Below are 26930 nucleotides of genomic sequence, written 5' to 3' on the forward strand. Positions count from 1 at the left end.
CTTAAACTCCTTGTGCTGCGGTTTTTGTCTGCGGGTCCAGTGCGGCGGGCACGACCAGTTTAGTAGGTGCCGTCGGTTCGGCCCCCCAACCTGAGCGCCATGAACGCAACTGGAAGACCCACGCCAGCACTTCCGCTACCGCGGTGTATAGCTCGGCCGGGATTTCATGCCCCAGCTCGACGTGTTGATGCAATGCGCGCGCCAGAGGCGGCGCTTCCAATGTGGGGATGCGGTGTTCCGCTGCCAATTCGCGGATCTTTGCCGCAATCAGGCCTGTGCCCTTGGCCAGCACACGCGGGGCTCCGCCCTTTTCTTCGTCGTACTTGAGCGCCACGGCGTAATGCGTGGGGTTGGTCACCACCACATCCGCTTTCGGCACTTCCGACATCATGCGGCGCCTTGCGGCCTGCCGCTGCTGCTGGCGGATACGCGCCTTGGTATGCGGATCGCCTTCGCTTTCCTTATGTTCCTGACGCACGTCCTCTTTGGACATCCGCAATTTCTTCAAGTGGCTCCAAATCTGCCAGGGCACGTCCAGCATCACGATGACCAGCAAAGACGCCACAATGAACGCGCAGCACATCGCCACAAGCGACAGCGCCTTGATCAATGCGGCAGACGGCGCCACGTGCATCAGGCCCATCATGTCATCGTGGTAACGCCAGATGACCCAGATGGCCACACCGCCCACCAGCAAAGCCTTGGCCAGCGCCTTGATCAGCTCCACTACTGTCTGCGACGAGAACATCCGCTTCAAGCCCGCAAACAGGCTGAGCTTGGAGAAATTCGCTTGCAGGGGCTTGCCGGATATGACGATGCCCCCCAAAAGCACGCTGGACAACACCGCGACAACCGCCAATACACCGAAGACCGGCAAAATCACCAGCAGTGCGTGGCCAAAACCATTGACGGCCTGTTCCACCATGACACCCGGGTCCATGACGACACGCTGGTCAAATGCCAAGCCGTTGCGCAGCACGCCGCTCAAGCCTTGATAGATCGAACCGCCGCCCATCCAGATTGCCGCGACACCCGCGGCCAGCATCATGAACGTGCCCAACTCGCGGGAACGCGCAATCTGCCCCTCCTCGCGCGCCTTTTCCAGGCGCCTGGGAGAGGCGGCTTCGGATTTTTCGAGGTCGCTTTCTTCGGCCATGCTCTGCGGTGTCGTTGCTGCTCGCGGATTCTGGGATTACGAGCTGCCCGCCGAGATTCTAGGAGGCCTGGGACTCGGGCGATAAGCCAAGAAACGGGGGGAAAGCGGCGCTATTCCCGGATGCGCTGCCGGCGGGACCGCCCGCCCTGCCCCCGCAGCCCGGGCGCGGCTCCGTCCACGCAGCCTCAGCCTGCCTCTGCTACCGGGCGGCGGCTGGGCGCCGCGCCCTCTAGCGCTGCCTGGAAACGCACGTAATCCAGCCCGATCCTGACCGCGCCCCAGTGTTCCGGCCCCAAATAAAGCGGAATGGAAATGTCATTGACGATTTCACCGGTATCCCGGGAATACGTCTGAAACAACAGGGCCCCCGTGTTGGCCGCCAATCGGGCGCCGACCGGATCATCAAAGATGCGCTTGTGGCGCACCCGGGCAATATCCTGCTTGGAGTCTCCCGAGGGCGCGTGCGAAAAGCGGCTGTTGTGGGCTGGCGCGTAGCCCCGGCTGTCTACGAGGATGGTATAGATACCGCCGGGCACCGCGTCCAGCACGCTATCCAGCAGACGGGTCAGCGGCTCATCGATCGCCCGATCGTAGAGCGTGTGATAACGCGGCGGCTCGCTGCCCGGAATGCGCGCATAGTGCCGGTCAAATACATCGACGCCGCGCCTGCGGGCGTCTTCCAGCAAGCCCGCTGCGGCCTCGCGAAAGTCTTCCACCACGTCCGACAACCGATCAAACGCGGTGTTGCCGGTGCGCATGTCCGCCAGCACCTCCTGCACGCTCTCCGTCTGCCGCCTGATACGGTCGATTTCGCCCGACATGCTGCCCACGCGTTCGAGCACGTCGGCGCTTAACGCGGCAATACGGCCCACTTCCTGGCTCATGCTGTGATTGGTGGCATCCACCTCGCCAATTGCCTGCACCACCTCGCCCACCTGGCGGTTCATGTTGCCGAAGTCCCGCACAAATCGCTCGAAATCCAAGCAGGTCCGGTCCAACACCACGCCCGACGCATTGACGTCCTCGCGCAATGTGCCCGTTTGGCGCTGGGTCGTGTCCACCAGGTCCAGCATTTCGCCCGTATGCCGTCCAATGTCACTGGTGGCGGCATTCACGCGCTCGGCCAAGCGGCCGACTTCACTGGCCACCACCGCGAAACCGCGGCCTGCATCCCCTGCCCGCGCCGCCTCGACCCCCGCGTTCAACGCAAGCAACTGGGTCTGCAACGCGATGTCTTTGATCAGCTTGCTGATGTCGCCCACCGAACGCGCACGGGTCGTCAACTGCCCGACGACGTCAGTAAATGCCGCCATCTCGCGCGTCATGCGCTCAACGCGTGCTTGAACGTCAGATAGCTCGGCCAGCGCCTGCTCGGCCGAGCGCAGATTCTGGCCGGAAACGTCCGCGATCTCGCGCGCATGGCTGGATGTGGACGTGGACAAAGCCGCAATTTGCGCGCCGCTTGCGGCCAACGCGCCAGCAGCGCGCGCCTGCTCTTGCGCCAGGCTGGAACAGCGCCCCGCCTGAAACTGCGTACGCGCCGCGTTCAGGGCGATCTCGATACTGGATTGTCTGACGGTCATGATCCGCCGCCGGATCTGGGCTAGAAACCGATGCAGCGGCCAGACGGCCGGACTGATGGACAGGGTGCGGTCCGACAACATCGCGTCGCCACGATTAAGCCGGCGCAACAAACCCCACATGCCGCCCAAGCGGAATACGGATCTGGCCAAGATAAGCTCCTTGTGCTGGCCCGGATCGCCTTCTATGGGCATCCGTTGCCGGGCGCGCATGGCGCGCCGTATCGCTGACTGCTAGGCCCCGATTTTTCTTATGGCGGCAAGTCTATCCATCAGGCGGCGTTTGCGCTCTTAGGGAATACGTTCATGAACGGCATCCGGCACTTCAGCAGGACCGGCTGCTGCGCACCGCGCACTCAAATAGAAACGCCGCCGGAGGTCATGTCCGGCGGCGTGGGATGGTTTTAAGCTTAGAAGCCCAGGCTGGCTAGCAGGTCGTCGACCTGATCCTGACTGGTCACGACATCCGTCTTGCCCTGCGGGCTGATTTGCGGACCGTTAAGCAGGCTGTTGGCCTCGTCGCGGCGCTCTTGCGGCACGTTGTCCAGCAGCACTTGCAGCAATTCACGCTCGATCGCGCCCACCACGTCCATCATGCGCATGATGACCTGGCCCGTCAGGTCCTGGAAATCCTGCGCCATGATGATTTCCATCAACTTGGACTGTGTCTGTTGCGTCTGCTTCGGCACATCCTCTAGGAAGGCCCGCGTATCCTTCACCAGTTCGCGCGCTTCCGGCATTTCCAGAGGCTGGTCGTACCACTGTTGCCAGCGGGTATCCAGCGCCTGTGCCGAACGCGACATATTGTCCTGGATGGGACCTGCGGCCTCGGTGGCATTCAGCACGCGGTTGGCCGCCTGCTCGGTCATTTGCGCGACATAGCGCAGACGATCACGGGCATCGGGGATGGCATTAGCTGCGTCTTTGATTGCCTGGTCCAGACCCAGTTCACGCATGCTGTCGCGCAACATGCGCGTGAGCGATGCGATCCGGTGAATCAGATCAGGATTTTCCGCTGGTTCAAGATTTTCCGTTGTGCTCATTGCACACCTCAGCCAGCAATTTTCTCGAAGATCTTGGTCAGCTTTTCTTCCAGCGTTGCCGCCGTGAAAGGCTTGACCACATATCCGTTAGCGCCGGCCTGAGCCGCCGCAACGATGTTTTCCTTCTTGGCCTCAGCCGTCACCATCAACACGGGCAACGACGCCAGCGACGGATCGGCGCGGATCTGCTTAAGCATTTCCAAGCCGTCGAGATTGGGCATGTTCCAGTCCGAGACGACGAACTGGAAGCCGCCATTGCGCAGCTTTTCCAGACCGATCGCGCCGTCCTCGGCCTCATCGACGTTCTCGAAACCCAGCTCTTTGAGCAGGTTGCGGATGATCCGTCGCATAGTGGGGAAGTCATCCACCACCAGAATCTTCAGGCCCTTATCTACCATCTTTCACTCCAGAAAAAATTTGCTTGAGAACGATCGTGGAATCATCCGCGTCAAACGCGGTGTCCACGGTCGCCCAGGCGAGTCAGAATGCGTTCGCTAATCGCCGACAGCGCAACCACTTCATCCGCGGCGCCAATGGCGATGGCTTCGCGGGGCATGCCGAAGACCACGCAACTGGCTTCGTCCTGCGCAATCGTGTGCGCGCCCGCGCGGTGCATGGCCAGCATGCCGGCGGCTCCATCCTTGCCCATGCCGGTCAAGATAACGCCAATGGCGTTCTTGCCCGCAGCGACAGCGGCAGAATTAAACAATACGTCCACGGAAGGACGGTGGCGGTTAACGGGTTCGCTGGCTTCCAGTTCAATCACATAGTTGGCGCCGCTGCGGCCCAAACGCATGTGAGTGTCGCCGCCCGGCGCCAAATAAACGTGACCCGGCAGCACCCGGTCGCCATGCACGGCTTCGCGCACCGTCACTGCGCACAGCGCGTCCAGACGCTGCGCGAACGAACGCGTGAATCCGGCGGGCATGTGCTGGGTGATCAGGATGGCCGGGCTATCCGGCGGCAACGGTTGCAGAACTTCGCGAATGGCTTCGGTCCCGCCCGTGGATGCGCCCACAATCACCAGCTTTTCCGAGCTGGCCAGCGGACGGCGCAGCATCGGCGCGGGTGCAGCTTGCGCCGCGTGCGGCGTCGGCGCGCGCAGCTTGGCGCGTGCGGCTGCGCGAATCTTGTCCGCGATGATTTCGGTGTACTCAAGCAAGCCGTCGCGTATGCCCAGTTTGGGCTTGGTCACGAAATCAATGGCGCCGAGTTCCAGCGCGCGCAAGGTGATTTCGCCGCCGCGCTCGGTCAGTGATGACACCATCACCACCGGCATCGGCCGCAGACGCATCAGTTTTTCCAGGAAATCCAGCCCGTCCATGCGGGGCATTTCCACGTCCAACGTCAGCACGTCAGGGTTGTGACGCTTGATCAGGTCGCGCGCCACCAGCGGGTCCGGCGCGGTCGCAACCACTTCCATATCCGGCTGGCTATTGATGATCTCCGTCATCAAGCCCCGCACCAGCGCCGAGTCATCCACACACAAAACAGATATTTTTTTCATAGCTTGCTGCCTTGGGCCGTTCAGGCCTTACCCGCGCATTCGTAGACTGTCTGCCCGCGCAGACGAAAATCCCGGCTGATGTAGGTGAAGTTCTCGGAGTGGCCCGCAAACAGCAAGCCACCCGGCTTGAGCAACGGCGCAAACCGCTCCAGAATCTTCGCCTGCGTAGGCTTGTCGAAATAAATCATGACGTTGCGGCAAAAGATCACGTCGAACTTTTCGTTGATCGGCCAGGAAGGCGCCAACAGGTTCAAGGTCTCGTACCGCACCATGTCCGCAATTTCCGGGCGCACCCGCACTTGCCCTTCGTTCGCGCCACGGCCTTTCAAGAAGAAGCGGCGCAAGCGCTCGTCTTCCATCTTGGCGACCCGTTCGGCCGGATAGACCGCCGCGCGGGCCCGATTCAACACATTGGTGTCGATATCGGTGGCCAGCACCGAGGACGAGCCGCCACGCGGACCGAGCGCCTCAACCAGCGTGATCGCAATGGAATACGGCTCTTCGCCCGTGGAGGCCGCGCAGCACCACACGGATACCGGACCGCCGCGCTTCTTGGCAAAGTCGGCCAGTATCGGGAAATGGTGCGATTCGCGGAAGAATGCCGTCAGGTTCGTCGTGAGCGCGTTGACAAAGTCTTCCCACTCAGCCGCATCGGGCTCATCTTCCAGCTGATCCAGATAGCTGCCGAAGTCCTGCCGGCCAAGAGCGCGCAAACGCCTTGCCAGCCGGCTGTAGACCATTTCACGCTTGTGCGTACCCAGTGAAATACCGGCGCGAGCGTGAATCATCTTGCGGACGCGGGAAAAGTCCGCGTCGCGAAAATCGAATTGGCGTTCCACCGAAGCGGACGGCGCCGAGGTTGCTGCAGTTGCCACTAGTGTCCTCAGTGCCCAAGCGCAAACGCGTCAGGCGCTTGCAATCTTGAGTCGTCATCGGACGAACGCATCGAAGACAGGCGGTGTGCCGGCACTTCAATGACTTCGCCTGCATTGATTTTGAACACCGCAACGGCTTCGGCCAGGCGTTGCGCCTGCTCTTGCAACGAGCCGGCCGCCGCGGCGGCTTCTTCCACCAGCGCCGCATTCTGTTGCGTCACTTCGTCCATCTGCGAAACCGCGCGATTGACTTGATCAATACCGCTGGACTGCTCTTCGGATGCTGCCGAGATCTCGCCCATGATGTTCGTCACGCGCTTGACCGAGGCCACGATCTCTTGCATGGTCGCGCCGGCGCGTTCCACTTGCTGCGAACCCGCGCCCACCTTGGTCACCGAGTCTTCGATCAGACCCTTGATTTCCTTGGCCGCTTGCGCGCTGCGCTGCGCCAGCGAGCGCACTTCGCCCGCCACCACTGCGAAGCCCTTGCCCTGCTCGCCCGCTCTTGCGGCTTCCACGGCGGCGTTCAACGCCAGGATGTTGGTCTGGAAGGCAATGCCATCAATCACCGACACGATTTCGGAAATCTTGCGCGAACTGGCCGAAATGTCGTGCATGGTATTGACCACTTCCGACACCGCGGAACCGCCGCGCTCGGCTACGTCAGACGCGCTTGCTGCAAGCTGATTGGCTTGGCGAGCATTGTCAGCGTTCTGCTTCACGGTAGAAGCCAGTTGCTCCATCGACGCCGCGGTTTCTTCAAGCGACGCGGCCTGCTGTTCGGTACGGCTGGACAGATCCGTATTGCCGGCCGCGATTTCATGCGAGCCAACATTGATTTCGTCTACGCCACGGCGCACCGTCGCCACCGTTCGGGTCAGGCTTTCCTGCATGCGCTTGAGCGCCGCGAAGAGCTGGCCGATTTCATTGGTATTGCGCGCATCGACTCGGGCGGTCAGGTCACCGCCAGCGATACGGTCAAAATGATGGCCGGCCTCTTTCAGCGGCTGCAACACGCGGCGGCGCAGGAAGACATAGGTGGCAAACACGAGCAACGCGGCGATCACGCCGCCAGCGCTGACAGCAATCAAAACGAATTGATAGCGCACCTGCGCCACTTCATGCGCGTCAAGCATCTTGCTGGCGCGCCAGAAATCAAAACCCTCCACAGCCCGGGCAAAGCGCCCTTCCAGCGCATCTTGCACCGTCTGGATCTGCTTCTGGTAGGCCGGCATGTCTGCCTTTTCCAGCGCGGCGACCAGCGGGTTCAAACCCTGCTGCTGCAACGCGCCATAGGCGGCTTCAATTTCTTTCAGCGATTCAACCGCTTCCGCGGGCTGCGGCAGGGTCTTGTAATACTCGAATTCTGCCTGGCCTTTGTTCAAGGAAGCCTTGGCGCGGTCCAGCAGCCCGCTGGCTTCCGACGACAGACCTTGCGTCAGCAAGGTGGCCTGGCCCACGCTGCCCACGATGTCTGCGTAGTTGGCCGAGGCTGCGCGGCTCAAGCCGCCCAGGGTGTCCTTGTAGCTGGACACGACGCGGCCGACCGCATCGTCCAGCTCTTGTGATTGCTTGATTTCAGCCAACGTCCCATTACTGATGCGCAGAGACAGCACGCCAAGCGCCGCTCCGATCACCAACATGAATGAGAAGAACGCCAGCACCCACAAAAGGCTGCTGCGTATCGTCATGTTCGCGAAAAACTTGCGCATCACAAGAACCACCCCTTGACTGCAATCGTTAAAGGAAAGCGCCACATCGGATTCAATATGGCGCCCTTACCCCGCAATTCAGGCCAAACTCCGATCAGGAGGCGACCTTCTCCACCAAAGCCATTTCGTCGCTGGTCATCATCTTTTCGATGTCAACCAGGATCAACATGCGCTCGTCGACCGTGCCCAGTCCCGTCAGGTATTCCGTGGACAGCGTGGCGCCGAACTCCGGAGCCGGACGAATCTGGCCGGAATTGAGCATCAGCACGTCAGACACACCATCAACCACGATGCCGACAACACGGCGGTCCAGGTTGAGGATGATGACAACGGTCTGCTCGTTGTAATCAACGCGGCCCAGGTTGAACTTGATGCGCAGATCCACGATCGGGACGATGATCCCGCGCAGATTGGTCACGCCCTTGATGAAAGGCGGAACGTTTGCGATGCGGGTAACCGTGTCGGCGTCGTAGCCACGGATTTCCTGCACCTTCAGGATGTCGATGCCGTACTCTTCATCGCCCAGCGTGAAGACCAGGAACTCGCTGCCGACATCTTCATTACGCGCGGATTGCGCTTGCGGTTTGGCTGCCATGATTTTTTAATGCTCCATCAATTCAAAATGGCTTCGGGCTGCGACCAACGTTCACGGTTGGCGCGCGCAAGCGCAAATACATCGACAATCAGCGCTACGCTGCCATCGCCCAGGATGGTGGCGGCGGAGATGCCGGGAACCTTGCGGTAGTTCGACTCTAGATTCTTGACCACCACCTGGTGCTGGCCGATCAGGTGATCCACCAACAGCGCAAAGCGGCGTTCTTCAGCTTGCATGATGACCGCGATGGCCTGCGTGGGGTCCGATTGGGCTTCGCCCACGGAGAACACACGGTGCATCTCGACCAGCGGCAGGTATTCACCACGCACATGCATCACACGTTCGTTGCCAGCCACCGAATAGATCTGGTCATTCGTGGGTTGCAGCGACTCGGTCACATGGTTCAGCGGCAAGATGAAGGTTTCTTCACCCACGCGCACCGACATGCCGTCCAGGATCGCCAAGGTCAGCGGCAGCACGATACGCGTCGTGGTGCCGTTGCCCGGCTCGCAAGACAGCTGCACGTGGCCGCCCATGTCCTGAATGTTTCGGCGCACCACGTCCATGCCGACGCCACGGCCGGAAATGTCCGTGACCTTTTCGGCCGTGGAGAAACCCGGCGCAAAAATCAGCTGCCAGATTTCGTCGTCAGGCGAGTTTTCGTTGACGGGCAGGCCTTGGGCCATGGCCTTCTTCAGAATCTTCTCGCGGTTCAGACCGGCGCCGTCGTCGCTGACTTCAATGACGATGTTTCCGCCATTGTGTTGCGCCGACAACACCAGTTGCCCCACGGGATCTTTGCCGGAAGCGACACGCTTTTCAGGCGTCTCGATACCGTGATCCAGACTGTTGCGCACCAAGTGGGTCAACGGGTCGATGATGCGTTCGATCAGGCTCTTGTCCAGCTCGGTCGCGCGGCCATATGTTTGCAGTTCGATCTGCTTGCCCATCTTGCCGGCAATATCACGCACCAGACGCGGGAAGCGGCTGAACACGTAGTCCATCGGCATCATGCGGATCGACATGACCGCTTCTTGCAAATCGCGGGCGTTGCGTTCCAGCTGCTCCATGCCGTTAAGCAGGCGATCATGCAGCACCGGGTCCAGCGTGGAGGCCGTTTGCGCCAGCATGGCTTGCGTAATGACCAGTTCGCCCACCAGGTTGATCACCTGGTCAACTTTTTCCACACCCACGCGTATCGACGTCGATTCCTTGTCAGCATGCGCCGGCGCAGCTGGGCGGGTAGCCTTGGCTGCCGCTTGCGTGATCGCTTCGGCGGCTGCTGCGGTTTCCGCAACAACGGGCGCCGCCACAGGCGCGGCGGCCGCAGGAGCTTCCGCAGCCACGACTGCGGGCTGGGCCTCAGGTGCCACAGCGCCAGCAGCCGGAGCAGCTTCGCGGGTGATGTTCAGTTGGTCGCCGTCAACGATGAAGCAGCACACGGCTTCGATGTCGTCCGGCGTGCAGGTGCTGTCCACCCAGACGGTCAGCACGCCATCGGCGCGTTCGCTTGCGCGGACGTTGCCCAGATTACCCATTTCTTCAAGCAAGGACGCGGCGTCCTTGTCTGACACTTTGGTGATCCGAACCTTCAACGGCAGGTTGCCGGCATCAGTTGCCGGAGCGGCGGGAGCGAGCGGCACGGGAGCAGGCGCGGCTACAACCGGAGCCGGAGCGGGAGCCGGAGCAGGCGCCGGCGCGGCAGCCGCGGCGGGGTCTTGTTGCTCCAGCGCCAGCTGCCTCAATACGGCGCAGATACGCTCAAACACGGCATCATCGGGCTCTTCGGAGGCCCGATAGGCATCCAGTTGGCTTTTGAGCACGTCTTTCGTTTCCAAGAAAATATCAATCATGTCCGTACGCAGCGCCATTTCGCCGCGACGGATTGCGTCAAGAAGGTTTTCAAGCAGGTGGGTAGTGCCCGCCAGCTGCGTAAAACAGCCGAACGTCGCGGCTCCGCCCTTGATCGAGTGCGCTGCGCGGAAGATGGCGTTCAGCTGCTCGATGTCGGGCGCGCCCACATCAAGTTCCAGCAGCAGCTGCTCCATTTGCGCGAGCAGCTCATCTGCCTCGTCGAAAAAGGTCTCGTAAAACTGACTGAGGTCCAAACCAGAACTCATGACCCGTACGCCTTCATAAATGAACCTGCTTACGCGCCGGCTTGCTCATCGAGCAGCTCGGTCGCCAATTCCACCAGCACATCAGGGTCGACCGGCTTGGACAGCCAGCCACAAACGCCCAGGTCCCGAGCGGCCATCTTGCTATCCACATCATCTTCCGTGGTCAGCACCAGCACTGGCACATCCAGGTATTGATCCTGTTCGCGCAAGCCCTGAATCAATTCCAGCCCGCCCATGATCGGCATGTTCCAGTCGCTGACGACCAGGTCCACTGTGTGGTTTTTGGCCACCTCCAGCGCTTCCTGGCCATTGCCGGCCGTCAATACCTTCCATCCTGCGCCCGTCAGCGTCGCCTGCACGATCATGCGCATCGTCGCTGAGTCGTCCGCCACCAGAATTGTTGCCGCCATTGCTATCGAACCCCTTCAGCGGGCGGCGTATTGGCCGCTTCGCCTTGTTTGGTTGCCGTCGCGGCCTGGGTTGCGGCTTGCACCGCCTCCACGGCCGTTCCCACCTCACGGGCATCCTTGGCGCTAACGTCCGCAGCAGCGGCGTTCTCGCTTTCGATGCGCCGCTGGGTGCTCTGGTTGAGCACCACTAGGCTGATGCGTCTATTAACGGCGGCATACGGATCATCTTTAACCAGACTCATGCTGGAAGACAGACCTTGGATGCGCATGACCTTGCTTTCGGTCATGCCGCCCGCCACCAACTCCTGACGCGACGCGTTTGCACGGTCGGCCGAGAGCTCCCAATTACTGTAGGCCCGCTCGCCGCGTGCGTACTGCGACGCGTCGGTGTGGCCAGAAATGCTGACCCGGTTGGGCAATTCGTTCAACACCGGCCCCAGTTCGCGCAGAATGTCGCGCATATACGGCTGCACTTCCGCGCGGCCAGTAGCGAACATTGGGCGATTCTGGTTGTCGATGATCTGGATGCGCAGCCCTTCCGTCGTCAGATCGATCAGCAGCTGCGGCCTGAAACTCTTCAGGACAGGACTGGTTTCGATGACGTTTTCAAGGCGTTTTTTCAGGTTTTCCAGGCGGTGCTGTTCGCGCCGCTCGGCGTCGCCCATAGGCTGGGATTCAACACGATTACCCTGGCCGCGCCGCACATCGCCCTCGCTGCGCAAGGGGTCGCGTCCGCCGCCAGGCACCGCGCTGGTTTCCGCCGAGCTGCTGGGTCCGCCCGTGATTGCCACGCGCAAAGGCATACGGAAGTATTCCGCGATGCCCTTGAGTTCTTCGCGCGGCACGATGCTGACCAGCCACATGACCAGGAAGAACGCCATCATCGCCGTGATGAAGTCGGCGTATGCGATTTTCCAGCTTCCGCCGTGGTGCCCGCCGCCCTTGACCTTCTTGCGGCGGATCACCACACGGTGATTGTTTACCGTGCTCATGGCCCGCTCCGTCAGCCCTTAGCGGTCGACTTGGTTTGCCGGACGTGCTCTTCCAGCTCACCGAAGGTCGGACGCACCGACGAGAACAGCACCTTGCGGCCAAATTCCACCGCCAGTTGCGGCGGGTAGCCGTTCATGCTGGCCAGCAACGTGGTCTTGATGCATTCCAGCACTTTCATGGCTTCGTCGTTGCGGCGCTCGACGCGCGAGGCCAGCGGCCCCACAAAGCCGTACGCCAGCAAGATACCCAGGAACGTGCCGACCATGGCCTTGGAGATCAGGTCGCCCAGAATTGCCGGGGGCTGATCCACTGCTGCCAAGGCCTTGATCACGCCCAGCACCGCGGCCACGATACCGAAAGCGGGCAAACCGTCAGCCATCTGTTGCAAGGCATGCGCCGGCACTTCGCGCTCGTGGCGGTAGGTCTCGATTTCCTCATCCATGAGCGTTTCGATTTCGAACGAGCTCATGTTGCCGCTGATCATGATGCGCAGGTAGTCCGTAATGAACTCCATGAGCTTCGCGTCTTTGGCGATACGGGGATATTCGCTGAAGATCGGGCTGGATGCCGGGTCCTCAATGTGCGATTCGATGGCCATCAGGCCTTCTCGGCGCGCTTTGTTCAGCAATACATACAGGAGCGCCATCAGCTCCATGTACACATCCTTGCCATAGTTAGAACTTTTCAGCGCGTCGGGCAGCGCCTTCTTGACCAGCATCAGCGACTTCTTGCTGTTGCCCGCAAGAAAAGCCCCAAAAGCCGAGCCGAAGATCAGCGTGAGCTCAAAGGGTTGGTAAAGCGCGCCCAAGTGGCCGCCCAGCGCTATGAAGCTGCCGACGACCGACACGATCACCACGAGAAAACCGATAACAATCAACACATCAGGCCCCTGCCAACGAAGTCTAAAACCGGCGTCAATGATCCCTCATTCCCCACAACCCAAAAAGGCGGGTTACGGGGAGTTTCTTAGGGCTTTTGATGTATTTGAACGCCGCCGGTCAAGACCGGGCAGCATCAATAGCAGGCGCAGGGCGGGTGCCCGCGCGTGCTTTAGCCGCAGCGCGGGTCTTGCCGGCGCGGGGTGGCGGCCGGCAAATCGCGCACACGAAGTCCGATTGCGGATCGTGGGCGTGGGCGATGAAATGACCGCCACACTGGCGGCACGCAGAGAGTTGCAGCATGCCGCTATCGAAGAAGCGCACCAGCATCCAGGCCCGCGTAAAACTCAGGACGGGCTCGGTATTTTCCACACCATCCAAACCAGCATTTTCTAAATACAGGCGATAGGCGTCGATAATTGCGCGTATACCCTTACTACTCGTCCGCGTATTCAGAAATGAGTACACGTTATAAAACAACGAGGAATGGATATTCGGCAGCCAGGTCATGAACCAGTCAACCGAAAAAGGCAGCATGCCCTTGGGTGGCGAGCAACCGCGTATTTCGCGGTACAGGCGTGCCAGCCGGTCGTGACTGAGACTGGTTTCAGCCTCTAACACTTGCAGCCGCGCTCCTAATGTAATCATGGAGCTGGCGAGCAGGATGTCATCCGCTTCCTGCGATACGCTCTTGGTGGCCATTACACGTGTCCGAGTGGGGGATCGAGCGGCCGTCAGGCCAGTTCTTCTACAGGTTGCTTGGCCAGCAGGATCGTTGCGTGCGCTTGTTGCAGCGCACCACCCAATACATCATGGGTCAACGCAGACAGCAGGCTGTAATCGTCAAAGCGGAACCGGCAAAGCAGCGAACTGGAGCTAGCCAGCTTGACCAGCTGTGCTGGCGACAAACGCATCAAAATGTCAGCAACTTCGTTGCTGAACCCCAAACGGAACATCGATGCAGCGTAGTCATCACGCAACATTCGTTGCGCAAGTAACAGGTATGACAGATTTACCTCGCGGATATCTGCCAGCAATGAATTTTCGACTTGTTGCACGCCCTACTCCCTATCCCTATCCCACCCAAGGGGCTTGAAAACCAAAGGCGCCTGTAACTAATGTTTCCAGACTGCCCGCTGCATCCTGTTTTAATGCGAAATGTATCATTTGTTCGCAATTTAAGTAAAATTTACCACAGGTGATGTCATTTTCTATGACTTATATGACAAATCTTTGTTGATATTGCGCAACTTACGAAAACAGACACACCTTGACATATAAACCGCTGGACCAATCGAAGGCAATTTGCCAAATAGGCATTCAAAACAATGCGTGCTTAACGGAATGAAATATTGGCTTGTCCCGACAATGTCACCTTGCCGATCACGTAATCTTGGTAGCTTTAGCGCAGCCGCGCGTTTGTCGACAATGTCGCAAATTGACAACAATCGACGACGCGTCACGATGGACACCGCCTGACATTCCCGCAATGCCCCACGCAGAAGACAGCTTGGTCGAATATGCCCCGCTAGTGCGGAAGCTGGCCCTGCAATTGCTCGCCCGGCTTCCCGCCAGCGTTGAGCTTGACGACCTGATACAGGCCGGCATGATCGGTCTGCTGGACGCCGTAAGGCGCTATCAGGAAACCGCCGACGCCCAATTTGAAACCTACGCCACGACCCGTATCCGTGGCGCGATGCTGGACGAACTCCGCGGCCAGGATTGGTTGCCGCGCAGCGTTCGCACCAAGGCTCGTAAGATTGACCAGGCGATTCAGCAGTTAGAACAACGTCTGATGCGTGCGCCTACAGAAGCGGAAATCGCGCAACAACTTGAAATACCGCTAAACGAATACCAATCGTTACTGCACGACGCCCAAGGCGTGCAGATCGTCCATTACGAAGATTTCACGACCGAGCCTGATTCGGCATCCGGCCAATCAGACTGGTCCGCCACGCTGAACCACGGCTCCGCCGGCGGCAATCCGCTGGACTCGCTGCTGGCCGGCGATTTCCGCCTTGCATTGATACACGCTATCGACACACTTCCGGATCGCGAAAAGCTGCTGTTGTCGCTGTGTTACGAGCAAGGGCTGAATCTGAAAGAAATTGGCGCGATCATGAATGTGACTGAAGCCCGTGTGTGCCAGCTGCGTTCGCAGGCGACAGCACGGATTCGGGCCAAGCTGAAGGACCAGGCTTGGCATGCACTGCCCCAAGAAGGGCAGATCGCGCAGATTATTTAGGCGTGCGGCAAGTACCGCACGTTAGCGCGGACATCGTTTTGCGCAGCCTGGCCCCTGGCCCCCACTCTCTGTTCGCGGCCACGCCCGAACGCCCCCACCGATACGAAACGGAAACGCAATGACCGCTCACGACTCCCTGAATCAGGCAATTTCGGATTCTTACGACGAGACGCCTTACACGTCGTATCCGTTCGCACACACGGCCCCTGCGCACCTTCAATCTGTCGCCCGCCTGTATGGCCTGGAGGTACCGGCGCCTTCAACAGCGCGCGTACTGGAACTGGGATGCGCGGCCGGCGGCAATCTTCTGCCATTTGCCATTTCCAATCCACAAGCTCACGTAGTAGGCATCGACCTGTCTCCGATTCAAATCGCGGAAGGCCAGGCTCTTATCGAAAAAATGGGCGTGCGCAATCTGGATCTGCGAGCCATCAGCATTACCGATATCGACGCCTCTTTCGGGCAATTCGACTACATCATTTGCCATGGCGTATTCAGCTGGGTGCCGGTAGAGGTCAAAGCGGCAATACTGCGCATATGCAGGGAAAACCTGTCGCCCAATGGCGTGGCCTGCATCAGTTACAACACCTACCCAGGCTGGAAGGCTCTGGACGTGCTGCGCGATGCCATGCAACTCAATAGCTTCGGTACGCCATCGCCTGCTGAAAAGCTGGGCCGTGCAAAAGCCGTACTGACGTTAATGGAACAGGGGCTGGCATCCGATAACGCAATGCGATTGGGTCTTCAGGTTGCGGCGAAGTATCTGCGCCAACAATCGGATCACTATCTGCTTCACGAATACCTGGAGGCGGTCAACTCTCCATGCTACTTCGTGGAATTTCTCGCGACGGCACAAGAGGCGGGACTTGCCTATGTTGGTGATGCACAGCCGGAATCGTCGATACCGTCCAACTTCGGCGACAACGTGGCCGCACAGGTAGGGGCGCTGACTCAAGACGCACCGCGCGAATTGCGTGAGCAGTTTTTGGATTTCGCCATTGGCCGCCAGTTCCGCCAAAGCCTGCTGACACACGCCTCGCGTCAGCCAGGCATCCTCGCGCAACCCGAAGCAGGCTGCTTTGCCGACATGCACTTTGGTCTTCAAGTGAAGCCCGATGATTCGGCGGACGGCAATAAGGAACATGGTGTTCGACAATACCGCGCCAACAACGGTCGCGGCATCGGATCGCGCGACGCAATCTTCATTGCTATCGTTGAGCGGCTGCGCCAAGCATGGCCAGCAAGTGTTGCATTTGCGGACCTGATGCAAGACGCCAAGGCCCTGGCCCCTCAGCAACCAGAAGACACGTTGGCCGTCACTGTGATGATCCACCTGGTCTCCTTGCTGAATATTGGTTCCCTCTGGTATCGATTGGAGCCCCTGCCTTATGAAAAGAATCTGTCCAGCTCCCCCAAATTGATCCCCGGCGCCATGGCACTGCTACAAGCTGCCGATAGCGGCGACCTGCAGGTCGGCCACTACAACCTGTGGCACCAATTGGTTCGCCCTGGCAAAGATGCCGTCATCCATTTCGTCGCTCGCCGCTTGACGGGCGAAGTGGGGCAAGCCGAGTTGCGCACCCAATTGCGGGATGCTCTATTTGCCGGGAAACTTGAGCACCCCGACGGCTTGACCACCAAGGGAGTACGGAATCTGGACCAAACTGCCCAGGACTTATTGAACCGGGCCTTAATTGCCATGCGCGTCCAAGGATTGATCCTGTAGACAGATGTCGCACGATGGGCCCGCCGTTTTCCTTTCGGGAAATTCTCAGAGATTTCCCCGAAAGGGGCCAAAATCGTAAAAGAATCGTGACATTCGCAAAATCGCCCTAAAGATTGATATAGCCATGCCGTAATCCTGGCAACGGAAGAACTTGCAAGACTAAAAAGCCGGTTTTTCCCGTTACACAGTTGGGCGGCGAAGCTGCCCGGTTTGAAGATGCCTTTCTCTCCTTGGGAGCTAAAACATGGCTGCAGTTATCAATACCAACTACTTGTCGCTCGTTGCTCAGAACAACCTGAACAAGTCCCAATCTTCCCTGGGCACCGCCATTGAGCGTCTGTCGTCGGGCCTGCGCATCAACAGCGCCAAGGACGATGCAGCCGGTATGGCCATTGCCAACCGTTTCACCGCGAACGTCAAGGGCCTGACCCAAGCCGCTCGTAACGCCAACGACGGCATCTCGCTGGCCCAGACGACGGAAGGCGCAGCCTCCGAAGTCAACACCCACCTGCAACGCGTTCGCGAATTGTCGGTGCAAGCTTCGAACGGCAGCTACTCGCAAGAGCAGCTGGATTCGATGCAAGACGAAATCAACCAACGCCTGTCGGACATCGACCGTATCTCGGAACAAACCGACTTCAACGGCGTGAAGGTTCTGTCGGATTCGGCCAAGCCCCTGACGCTGCAAGTTGGCGCCAACGACGGCGAAACCATCACCCTGAATCTGTCGGAAATCAGCGTCAAGACGCTGGGTCTGGATGGCTTCAACGTGAACGGCAAGGGCGTGACGCAAAACCGCACCGCCACCGTGAGCGATCTGCAAGCTGCTGGCGGCGTCGCTGCTGGCAACGACTGGACCGTCACCACGAAGCACGCTGCCGTGACGTCGGAACAAGCTTTCGCTAAGCTGGAAAACGGCAACACCGTCGACACCGGCGGCACGACCTACACGTACGACGCCACCAACAAGAACTTCACGTTCCAAAACAAGACGGCTGACGCCGCCGCTGTTACCGCCTTGGCCACGTCGCTGACGCCGTCCACCGGCACCGCCACCGGCACGTACTCGAACAAGGGTTCGGCCGCTGCTTCGTTTGACGTTGATTCGACCGGCAAGGTCACCATCGGCGGCAAGGCAGCTTACCTGTCGGCCACCGGCGAACTGTCGACCAACGATTCGACTGGCGCAGCTACGCAAGCCACGCTGGACAGCGTTCTGACGGAAGCCAGCAAGGCAGCCGCAGGCGACGCTAGCGTTGCAATCGGCGGCAAGACCTTCAACAGCACCGGCACCGCCAGCGAACTGTCGTACACCGACACGGTGTCCAAGGACGCCCTGCAAGCCACGTTCAAGGCCGCTGCCGCTGGTACGGTCAACCTGGGCCAAGGCATCACTGCAGCTGCACTGACGTTCGCCACCGGCACCTCGTCCGACACGTGGGTTGACGGCTCCGGCAACTTCAACCGCACCGCTTCGTACACCACCGTGTACAACGTCGATCCCAACACGGGCAAGGCAACTGTCAAGAGCGGCACGGGCACGGGCGACTACGCTCCCAAGGTTGGCGCCACCGCTAACGTCAATTCGTCGGGTCAACTGACCACCGAAACGACCAGCAAGGGCAACAAGACCTCGGACCCGATGAAGACGCTGGATGCAGCCTTCACGAAGCTGGACAAGCTGACCGGCGAACTGGGTGCTGTGCAGAACCGTCTGGAATCGACGATCTCGAACCTGAACAACGTGGTCAACAACCTGTCCAACGCTCGTTCGCGTATTCAAGACGCTGACTACGCCACGGAAGTGTCGAACATGTCCAAGGCTCAGATCCTGCAACAGGCTGGTACCTCGGTTCTGGCGCAAGCCAACCAAGTCCCGCAAACCGTTCTGTCGCTGCTGCGTTAATCACACAGCAAGACATAATGGTTGGAAGGCGCAGACCAAAAGGTCTGCACCTTCCACCAGCGCACCGGGTCCTTCGCACCTGGTCGCAACGCAAGCCGGCGCAAGCCGGCTTTTTTGCGTCCATCAGCGCTGCTGCCTGCGGTAAACCGCGAACATGGCCAACTGCATGATCTGCACCACCCGGAGTTGCTAAGGCCTGCACTCCGCGCGGTGATCATGAAAGACATTACGGCCGGTTCTGTGCGCAATGGCCTCAAGAAATGAGAGAAGGCGGCTTTTTGCCGCCTTCTCTCATTTTTGATACCAAAGCGATGCATTCATAATTGCCGTCGCACGCTTTTGTATCTATATTTTTCACGACATGACCGCCACGCCCCCCGATCCACTCGCTAAGCAGCACGACGGCACCACGGATCCAGACCAACAGGCGCCGGTGGATGATGAGCAGACTTTGCGTCTGCGCGAAGAGAACCGCGCTTTGCGCGACTTGCTGGCAGCCCAGGTGCATGCCACACACTCCGCTCCACAACCCAGCTGGTTAAGCCGATTATTTTGGTGGTTGATATCTGCTCCCGGCGCGGCGCTGGTTGGTTGGCGCAGCCTGCTTGGCCGTGATGCGTCCAACCCCCTCACGCGCCGCAGCGTCGGGTCTGCCACGTTGACTGTGCTCTACACCTTGGCGATCTATGGAGCGCTGGTGCTGCTGGTCGTGTCGTGGAATTCGCCGAACTCGACGTTGTCGGGCTCTACCGCGGCCAGTCCTGTTCGCGTACCGTTGCTGCCCGCGCCGCCACTGACGCCCGATGCCGAACCGGCGCGTACGCCCGCTCTGGAGCCCGTTCAGGAGCCTGGCAAGGGCGCGGGCGAGACAGAGGTGACACCCGCTCCTGCACCCGCCACGCCGCCCCCAGAAGCTCCGCAGAACGCATCGCCAAGCACGGCAGTGCCGTCATCGTCTCCAGCACCTTCCAGCGGCCTGCAACCGCCGCTTACCGCGGAAGAACCGCCTGCCTCCGGTACCACGCCCCATTCGACGCTGCGCATGACTGAGATCCCGCCGCAGAATCCGCTGGCCTGGGTCGATGCGCTCAAGACAGAACTGGCGCGATGCGCAGAACTGGGATTTTTTGACCGGCCCAACTGCGCCTGGGAAGCCCGCAGGCAGTTCTGCGCGCCGAATCATGGCTGGGGCAGCATCAAGGAATGTCCGGCTGAACAGTAAGGCATCGCTCCCGCAGTGTCACGTATCCGCCATAAGTCGAAGCGACAATACGCGGGTGCGGATGATGGGTATGGAATGCTTTGCATCAAACCGAAAATCTGCGCAATAATGCGACTACTTTGAGCACGCCGCGTTGTGGCTAACACCCGCGATGGGCACAGCCCGATTATTTATCCAGGACATCCCGCACATGGAACTCTCCGTCAGCAATACCGTCAATACCGCCTTGGCCATGCAGGACGCACAGCTCACGCAAGAAGTGCAGACCCATGTGCTGAAGAAGGCTTTGAATTCGCAAGCTGATGCAGTGGCCACGCTGATGCAATCGCTGCCCGTGCTGGCGATTGATGGCACGCTAGGTTCGCGGGTCAATACGCACGCGTAAGCGCGTCAGCGCTAACGCGTTGAAGAACCGCCCTTTGAGGGCGGTTTTTTTGTTTGGGCCGAGTTTGGGCTGATGCGGTGATGCTTTGTGGCGCAAAAAAACGCCGGCTCCTGATGGGGAGCCGGCGTTTGTCTTTCAGACGTAGCGGCATGCCGCTATTGCCTTACTTCTTCTTCATCGGCGGCAAGTCAGTGCACACGCCTTCGGCCACTTCGGCCGCCATGCCCACCGATTCACCCAAGGTCGGGTGCGGGTGGATGGTCTTGGCGATGTCCACGACGTCTGCGCCCATTTCCACGGCCAGGGCCAGTTCGCTGATCAGGTCGCCAGCGTGGGTGCCCACGATGCTGCCGCCCAGGATGCGATGCGTTTCTGCGTCGAAAATCAGCTTGGTGAAGCCTTCGTCGCGGCCGTTGGCGATGGCGCGGCCGGAAGCGGCCCAGGGGAACACGCCCTTCTGGATGTTGATGCCTTGCTTCTTGGCTTCGTCTTCAGTCAGGCCGACCCACGCCACTTCCGGATCGGTGTAGGCCACCGACGGGATGACGCGCGCGTCGAAGAACGATTTCTGGCCGGCTGCGGCTTCAGCTGCAACGTGGCCTTCATGCACGGCCTTGTGCGCTAGCATGGGCTGGCCCACGATGTCGCCAATGGCGTAGATGTGCGGCACGTTGGTGCGCATCTGGCGATCGACCTCGATGAAACCGCGGTCGGTCACGGCGATGCCCGCCTTGTCTGCGCCGATCTTCTTGCCATTCGGGCTGCGGCCCACGGCTTGCAGCACCAGATCGTAGCGTTGCGGCTCTTTGGGAGCGCCCTCGCCTTCGAACGTGACGTAGATGCCGTCCTTCTTGGCTTCCGCGCCCACCGTCTTGGTCTTCAACATGATGTTGTCGAAGCGGTAGGCGTTTTTCTTCTGCCATACCTTGACCAGATCGCGGTCAGCGCCCTGCATCAGGCCGTCCAGCATTTCCACGACGTCCAGGCGCGCGCCCAGCGTCGAGTACACCGTGCCCATTTCCAGGCCGATGATGCCGCCGCCGATGATCAGCATCTTCTTGGGCACTTCACGCAGCAGCAAAGCGCCGGTGGAGTCCACAACGCGGTCGTCGGCGGGCATGAACGGCAGCTTCACCGATTGGCTGCCCGCGGCGATGATGGCTTGCTTGAAGCGGATGGTCTGGGTCTTGCCGTCGGCGGCCTTCACCGACAGGTGGTTCGCATCGGCGAATTCGCCCACGCCGTGCACCACGGTGACCTTGCGAGCCTTGGCCATGCCAGCCAGGCCGCCGGTCAGCTTGGCGACCACGCTGTCCTTGTAGCCACGCAGCTTGTCCAGATCGATCTTGGGCTCGCCAAAGCTGATGCCATGCGCACCGAGCGCGCGGGCCTCATCGATGATCGCGGCGTTGTGCAGCAGCGCCTTGGACGGAATGCAGCCTACGTTCAGGCAGACGCCGCCCAGCGTTTCGTAGCGTTCGACCAGGACCACGGACAGGCCCAGATCGGCTGCGCGGAACGCGGCGGAGTATCCGCCGGGGCCGGCGCCCAGAACCAGCACGTCGCATTCTGCGTCGGCGGAACCCTTGAAGCTGGACGCAGCAGGCGCGGCAGCCTTGGCGGCTGGCGCCGCTGCGGCTGGCTTGGGCGCTTCTGCTGCCGGAGCAGGCTTTGCGGCCGGTGCGGCGGCAGCGGCGGACGCTTCCACTTCCAGCACAACCGCGCCTTCGGCGACCTTGTCACCGACCTTGACCGCGATGGACTTCACCACGCCGCCTTGCGACGCGGGGATTTCCATCGATGCCTTATCGGATTCCACGGTGATCAGGCTTTGTTCGGCCTTGATCGTGTCGCCGACTGCGACCAGCACTTCAATGACTTCCACTTCCTTGAAGTCACCGATGTCCGGCACTTTGATTTGAACGGTATTGCTCATAGGGCTCCCCGTTTACAGCGCGATGCGGCGGAAGTCGGCCAGCAAAGCGCCCAGATAGGCGTTGAAGCGGGCAGCGGAGGCGCCGTCGATGACACGGTGGTCGTACGACAGCGACAGCGGCACGATCAGGCGCGGCACGAACTGCTTGCCGTCCCACACGGGCTTGTGCGCGGAACGCGACACGCCCAGGATGGCCACTTCAGGCGCGTTGATGATCGGCGTGAACGAGGTGCCGCCGATACCGCCCAAGGACGAGATCGAGAAGCAGCCGCCCTGCATGTCGGCGGGCGAGATCTTGCCGTCGCGCGCCTTCTTGGACAGGTCCGTCATTTCCTGGGCGATCTGCAAGATGCCCTTCTTGTCGGCATCACGGATCACCGGCACCACCAGCCCGTTGGGCGTATCGGCGGCGAAACCGATGTGGTAGTACTGCTTGAGCACCAGGTTGTCGCCATCGAGCGACGCGTTGAACTCGGGGAACTTCTTCAGGGCCGCAACCACGGCCTTGATCAGGAAGGCCAGCATCGTGACTTTGACGCCGGACTTCTCGTTTTCCTTGTTCAGCGTGACGCGCAGCGCTTCCAGGTCGGTGATGTCCGCTTCGTCATTGTTGGTGACGTGCGGGATCATGACCCAGTTGCGGTGCAGGTTTGCACCGGAAATCTTCTTGATGCGCGACAGCGGCTTGGCTTCGATCGGACCGAACTTGGTGAAGTCGATCTTGGGCCACGGCAACAGACCCAGCGCGGCGCCATCGGCAGAACCGCCGGCGGAAGCTACGGGGCCAGCGGCCAGCGCCTGCTTGACGAAACCACGCACGTCTTCGGCAGTGATGCGTTCCTTGGGGCCCGAACCCTTGACCTTGCTCAGGTTGACGCCCAGCTCGCGAGCGAACTTGCGCACCGAGGGCGATGCGTGCGGCAACTGACCCGGCTTGAGGTTCGCGTCTTCCAGCGCGGCGGCGGGAGCCGGACGGGATGCGGATTCAGCGGGAGCGGCTTGGGTCTTGGTTTCAGCCTTTGCAGCGGGCGCGGCGGCGGCTTCAGTCTTGGCAGCAGGTGCGGCGCCAGCGGCAGGCGCAGCGCCTTCCACCACAACCACGACCGAGCCCTTGGCTACCTTGTCGCCAACCTTGACCTTCACTTCCTTGACCACACCGCCCTGCGAGGACGGGATCTCCATCGAGGCCTTGTCGGACTCAACGGTGATCAGGCTCTGCTCGGCCTTGATGGTGTCGCCCACGGCAACCATGACTTCGATGACTTCCACTTCCTTGAAGTCGCCGATGTCCGGCACCTGGATGTCCACCGGGCCGCTGGCAGCGGCAGGAGCCGCAGCTTCAGCCTTGGCGGCGGGCGCTGCGGCGGCGGCTTGCTTCGGGGCTTCTTGGGCGGCGGCCTTGGGGGCTTCTTCCTTGGCCGCAGGCGCGGCGGCGGCAGCAGCTTCCAGTTCCAACACAACCGTGCCTTCGGCGATCTTGTCGCCGACCTTCACGCTGATGGCCTTCACCACGCCGCCTTGCGACGCGGGGATTTCCATCGAAGCCTTGTCGGATTCCACGGTAATCAGGCTCTGTTCGGCCTTGATCGTGTCGCCCACCGCTACCAGCACTTCAATGACTTCCACTTCTTTGAAGTCGCCGATATCGGGAACCTTGATTTGCACGATGTTGCTCATGTCTCTTTACCCTCAGGCGTATTGCGGGTTGGCTTTGTTCGGATTGATGCCGTACTTCTTGATGGCTTCAGCCACCTTGGCAACCGGCACCTTGCCCTCGTCGGCCAGCGCGCGCAGCGCGGCAACGACGACGAAGTGACGGTCCACTTCGAAGTGCTCACGCAGCTTCGAGCGGAAATCAGAGCGGCCGAAACCGTCGGTGCCCAGCACCTTGTATTCGCGGCCCTTGGGCACGAACGGACGGATTTGATCCGCAAAGAGCTTCATGTAGTCGGTCGACGCGATGATCGGGCCTTCCGTCTTGGCCAGCTGTTCCGTGACGTAAGCGACTTGCGGCTTGGTTTCGTCAGGGTGCAGCATGTTGTGGCGTTCGGCGTCCAGACCATTGCGGCGCAGTTCGGTGAAGCTGGTGACGCTCCACAGATCCGATGCAACGCCCCAATCGGCGTCCAGCAGTTCTTGCGCAGCCATGACTTCGCGCAGGATCGTGCCCGAGCCCATCAGTTGCACGCGGTTCTTGCCCTTGCCGTGCGTCTTCAGCTTGTACATGCCCTTGATGATGCCTTCCTCGTCGCCCTTGGTCAGACCGGGCTGCGGGTAGTTTTCGTTCATCACCGTCAGGTAGTAATAGACATTTTCCTGGTCTTCCACCATGCGCTTCAAGCCATGCTGGATGATGACGGCCAACTCATGGCCGAACGTCGGGTCGTAGGACACGCAGTTCGGGATGGTGGACGCCAGGATGTGGCTGTGACCGTCTTCGTGCTGCAGGCCTTCGCCGTTGAGCGTCGTGCGGCCGGCAGTGCCGCCCAGCAGGAAGCCGCGAGCTTGCATGTCGCCCGCTGCCCAGGCCAGATCGCCAATGCGCTGGAACCCGAACATCGAGTAGTAGATGAAGAACGGAATCATGATGCGGTTGTTCGAGGAGTACGACGTGGCCGCCGCAATCCACGAGCTCATCGCGCCCGCTTCGTTGATGCCTTCTTGCAGCAGCTGGCCGTCGGCCGCTTCGCGGTAGTACATCACCTGGTCCTTGTCGACCGGGGTGTATTTCTGGCCTTCCGGCGCATAGATACCGATCTGGCGGAACAGGCCTTCCATACCGAACGTACGCGATTCGTCGGCCAGAATCGGCACAACGCGCGGACCCAGGTCCTTGTCGCGCAGCACTTGATTCAGGATGCGCACAAAGGCTTGGGTGGTGGAGATTTCACGGCCTTCGGCGGTGGGTTCCAACACGGCCTTGAACGCGTCCAAAGCGGGCGCCGTCAGCTTTTCGTCGGCCTTGGAGCGGCGGCGCGGCAGGTAACCGCCCAGCTCGGCGCGACGCTCGTGCAGGTACTTCATTTCCGGCGAATCTTCGGCCGGCTTGAAGTACGGCAGGTCTTCCAGTTGATCGTCGGGAATCGGGATGCCGAAACGATCACGGAATTCGCGGATCGATTCCAGTTCCAGCTTCTTTTGCTGGTGGGTCGGGTTCTTGGCCTGACCCACGTGGCCCATGCCGTAACCCTTGATGGTCTTGGCCAGGATGACGGTGGGTTGACCAGTGTGGCTGGTCGCGGCGTCAAACGCAGCGTACACCTTGTGGGGATCGTGGCCGCCACGGTTCAGGCGCCAGATGTCCTCGTCGCTCATGCGCGACACGGCTTCCAGCAGCTTGGGGTGCTTGCCAAAGAAATGTTCACGGACGAACTTGCCGTCATTGGCCTTGTACGCTTGGTACTCGCCGTCAACGGTGTCTTCCATGATCTGGCGCAGGATGCCTTCCTTGTCGTGCGCCAACAGCGGGTCCCAGTAACCGCCCCAGATCAGCTTGATCACGTTCCAGCCCGAACCACGGAAGTCGCCTTCCAGTTCCTGGATGATCTTGCCGTTGCCGCGTACCGGACCGTCCAGGCGCTGCAGGTTGCAGTTCACCACGAAGATCAGGTTGTCGAGCTTTTCGCGCGCCGCCAAGGCGATTGCGCCCAGCGATTCGGGTTCGTCCATTTCGCCGTCGCCGCAGAACACCCAGACCTTGCGGTTGCTGGTGTCGGCGATGCCGCGGGCGTGCAGATACTTCAGGAAGCGGGCCTGATAGATGGCCATCAGCGGGCCCAGGCCCATCGACACCGTCGGGAACTGCCAGAATTCCGGCATCAGCTTCGGGTGCGGGTAGGACGACAGGCCCTTGCCGTCCACTTCCTGGCGGAAGTGATTCAGCTGCTCTTCGGTCAGGCGGCCTTCAAGATAGGCGCGGCCGTACATACCGGGGGACGTGTGGCCCTGGAAATAGACCAGGTCGCCGCCGTGGCCTTCAGCTTCGGCGTGCCAGAAGTGGTTCTGGCCGCAGCCGATCATGGTGGCCAGCGAGGCGAACGACGCAATGTGGCCGCCCAGGTCGCCGCCGTCCGGCGGGTTGTGCTTGTTGGCCTTGACGACCATTGCCATGGCGTTCCAGCGCACGTACGAACGAATACGCGTTTCCAGCTCCAGGTTGCCCGGGTGCGCCGGCTCCAGGCCGGGGGGAATCGTGTTGACGTATGCGGTATTCGGCGAGAATGGGATGTGGGCGCCAGAGCGACGGGCTTCGTCGATCAGGCGTTCCAGCAGGTAGTGCGCGCGCTGCGGCCCTTCGCGATCAAGGACTGCCGCCAGGGCTTCGAGCCACTCCTGGGTTTCAAGGGTGTCTTCGTCGTTGGCAGCCTGCGGGGCGCCAGCCTGGGCGAAAGAGGACATCGTGTGTCTCCTGTTGGGGTTCGTCGTGACCACACCCGCTTGATTTTCTACTCGCGGACACTGCATGGTAGCCGGGATCATCCGGGCTACCATGGCATGCATGGGTCGGGGTGTTTTTTCTAGAGACCTGCTTTGGGTCGGTTCCCTATCAGCCGGCATTCTAAGAAAGAAGATTAACCGCTCGCAAGCAAAATTTCATGTTGCGGTACGGCATTTCATAATATGAAATATTGAATACCAGCT

General features: G+C 60.5%; 22 protein-coding genes. 5 read left to right on the top strand and 17 right to left on the bottom strand.

Going from position 1 to position 26930, the window contains the following annotated elements; translation table 11 throughout:
* Window position 1: 1 nt before the first annotated feature.
* The 14 genes from flhB to flhD all read right to left on the bottom strand — a co-directional run bounded on the left by flhB (window position 2) and on the right by flhD (window position 13927).
* A complete protein-coding gene (flhB, locus tag RAS12_RS09705; RefSeq protein ID WP_306947663.1) occupies window positions 2-1156 on the bottom strand; it encodes a flagellar biosynthesis protein FlhB in 1155 nt (384 codons plus the stop codon).
* A 185-nt stretch (window positions 1157-1341) separates the two neighbouring features.
* Window positions 1342-2859, bottom strand: a complete 1518-nt coding sequence (locus tag RAS12_RS09710) for a methyl-accepting chemotaxis protein (RefSeq protein WP_306951384.1) — start codon at window positions 2857-2859, stop codon at window positions 1342-1344.
* 287 nt (window positions 2860-3146) lie between these two features.
* Entirely contained in the window at window positions 3147-3779 is a 633-nt protein-coding gene (cheZ, locus tag RAS12_RS09715) for a protein phosphatase CheZ (protein WP_306947665.1), read from the bottom strand.
* A gap of 8 nt (window positions 3780-3787) precedes the next feature.
* Complete coding sequence (gene cheY, locus RAS12_RS09720) at window positions 3788-4177, bottom strand: chemotaxis response regulator CheY (protein WP_306947666.1); 390 nt, start codon at window positions 4175-4177, stop codon at window positions 3788-3790.
* 50 nt (window positions 4178-4227) lie between these two features.
* Window positions 4228-5286: a protein-glutamate methylesterase/protein-glutamine glutaminase gene (locus tag RAS12_RS09725; protein ID WP_306947669.1), complete on the bottom strand. Its 1059-nt coding sequence runs from the start codon at window positions 5284-5286 to the stop codon at window positions 4228-4230.
* Between the two features lie 20 nt (window positions 5287-5306).
* A complete protein-coding gene (locus RAS12_RS09730; RefSeq protein WP_306947671.1) occupies window positions 5307-6161 on the bottom strand; it encodes a CheR family methyltransferase in 855 nt (284 codons plus the stop codon).
* Between the two features lie 8 nt (window positions 6162-6169).
* On the bottom strand, window positions 6170-7873 hold the full coding sequence (locus RAS12_RS09735; protein WP_306947673.1) for a methyl-accepting chemotaxis protein: 1704 nt from the start codon (window positions 7871-7873) through the stop codon (window positions 6170-6172).
* 94 nt (window positions 7874-7967) lie between these two features.
* The gene (gene cheW, locus RAS12_RS09740; protein ID WP_042793268.1) at window positions 7968-8468 is read right to left on the bottom strand and encodes a chemotaxis protein CheW; all 501 of its coding nucleotides are present in this window, start codon (window positions 8466-8468) and stop codon (window positions 7968-7970) included.
* A 17-nt stretch (window positions 8469-8485) separates the two neighbouring features.
* Window positions 8486-10588, bottom strand: a complete 2103-nt coding sequence (gene cheA, locus RAS12_RS09745; RefSeq protein WP_306947688.1) for a chemotaxis protein CheA — start codon at window positions 10586-10588, stop codon at window positions 8486-8488.
* A 29-nt stretch (window positions 10589-10617) separates the two neighbouring features.
* On the bottom strand, window positions 10618-10998 hold the full coding sequence (locus RAS12_RS09750; RefSeq protein ID WP_306947690.1) for a response regulator: 381 nt from the start codon (window positions 10996-10998) through the stop codon (window positions 10618-10620).
* A 2-nt stretch (window positions 10999-11000) separates the two neighbouring features.
* Entirely contained in the window at window positions 11001-11990 is a 990-nt protein-coding gene (gene motB / locus RAS12_RS09755) for a flagellar motor protein MotB (protein WP_306947692.1), read from the bottom strand.
* A gap of 11 nt (window positions 11991-12001) precedes the next feature.
* Window positions 12002-12871 (bottom strand): flagellar motor stator protein MotA, encoded by an 870-nt coding sequence (motA, locus tag RAS12_RS09760; protein WP_306947695.1) that lies wholly within the window; start codon window positions 12869-12871, stop codon window positions 12002-12004.
* Between the two features lie 118 nt (window positions 12872-12989).
* Window positions 12990-13571: a flagellar transcriptional regulator FlhC gene (flhC, locus tag RAS12_RS09765; protein WP_306947696.1), complete on the bottom strand. Its 582-nt coding sequence runs from the start codon at window positions 13569-13571 to the stop codon at window positions 12990-12992.
* Window positions 13572-13603: 32 nt separating this feature from the next.
* A complete protein-coding gene (flhD, locus tag RAS12_RS09770) occupies window positions 13604-13927 on the bottom strand; it encodes a flagellar transcriptional regulator FlhD (protein ID WP_006219025.1) in 324 nt (107 codons plus the stop codon).
* A gap of 431 nt (window positions 13928-14358) precedes the next feature.
* Here flhD and RAS12_RS09775 point away from each other — a divergent pair, with 431 nt between their 5' ends.
* The 5 genes from RAS12_RS09775 to RAS12_RS09795 all read left to right on the top strand — a co-directional run bounded on the left by RAS12_RS09775 (window position 14359) and on the right by RAS12_RS09795 (window position 20353).
* Window positions 14359-15114 (top strand): RNA polymerase sigma factor FliA, encoded by a 756-nt coding sequence (locus RAS12_RS09775; RefSeq protein ID WP_306947768.1) that lies wholly within the window; start codon window positions 14359-14361, stop codon window positions 15112-15114.
* Between the two features lie 118 nt (window positions 15115-15232).
* Window positions 15233-16840 (top strand): methyltransferase regulatory domain-containing protein, encoded by a 1608-nt coding sequence (locus RAS12_RS09780; protein ID WP_306947771.1) that lies wholly within the window; start codon window positions 15233-15235, stop codon window positions 16838-16840.
* Between the two features lie 244 nt (window positions 16841-17084).
* On the top strand, window positions 17085-18746 hold the full coding sequence (locus RAS12_RS09785; protein ID WP_306947773.1) for a flagellin N-terminal helical domain-containing protein: 1662 nt from the start codon (window positions 17085-17087) through the stop codon (window positions 18744-18746).
* A gap of 361 nt (window positions 18747-19107) precedes the next feature.
* On the top strand, window positions 19108-19968 hold the full coding sequence (locus RAS12_RS09790) for a hypothetical protein (protein WP_306947775.1): 861 nt from the start codon (window positions 19108-19110) through the stop codon (window positions 19966-19968).
* Between the two features lie 190 nt (window positions 19969-20158).
* On the top strand, window positions 20159-20353 hold the full coding sequence (locus RAS12_RS09795) for a putative motility protein (RefSeq protein ID WP_306947778.1): 195 nt from the start codon (window positions 20159-20161) through the stop codon (window positions 20351-20353).
* A gap of 163 nt (window positions 20354-20516) precedes the next feature.
* Here the strand turns inward: RAS12_RS09795 and lpdA are convergent, their stop codons facing one another.
* The 3 genes from lpdA to aceE are packed head-to-tail and all read right to left on the bottom strand — an operon-like array spanning window position 20517 to window position 26687.
* Window positions 20517-22289 (bottom strand): dihydrolipoyl dehydrogenase, encoded by a 1773-nt coding sequence (gene lpdA, locus RAS12_RS09800; protein ID WP_306947781.1) that lies wholly within the window; start codon window positions 22287-22289, stop codon window positions 20517-20519.
* 12 nt (window positions 22290-22301) lie between these two features.
* The gene (aceF, locus tag RAS12_RS09805) at window positions 22302-23966 is read right to left on the bottom strand and encodes a dihydrolipoyllysine-residue acetyltransferase (protein WP_306947782.1); all 1665 of its coding nucleotides are present in this window, start codon (window positions 23964-23966) and stop codon (window positions 22302-22304) included.
* 12 nt (window positions 23967-23978) lie between these two features.
* The gene (aceE, locus tag RAS12_RS09810) at window positions 23979-26687 is read right to left on the bottom strand and encodes a pyruvate dehydrogenase (acetyl-transferring), homodimeric type (RefSeq protein ID WP_306947785.1); all 2709 of its coding nucleotides are present in this window, start codon (window positions 26685-26687) and stop codon (window positions 23979-23981) included.
* Window positions 26688-26930 lie beyond the last annotated feature (243 nt).

The sequence above is a fragment of the Achromobacter seleniivolatilans genome (genome assembly GCF_030864005.1).
GTDB classification, from domain to species: Bacteria; Pseudomonadota; Gammaproteobacteria; order Burkholderiales; family Burkholderiaceae_B; genus Achromobacter; species Achromobacter seleniivolatilans.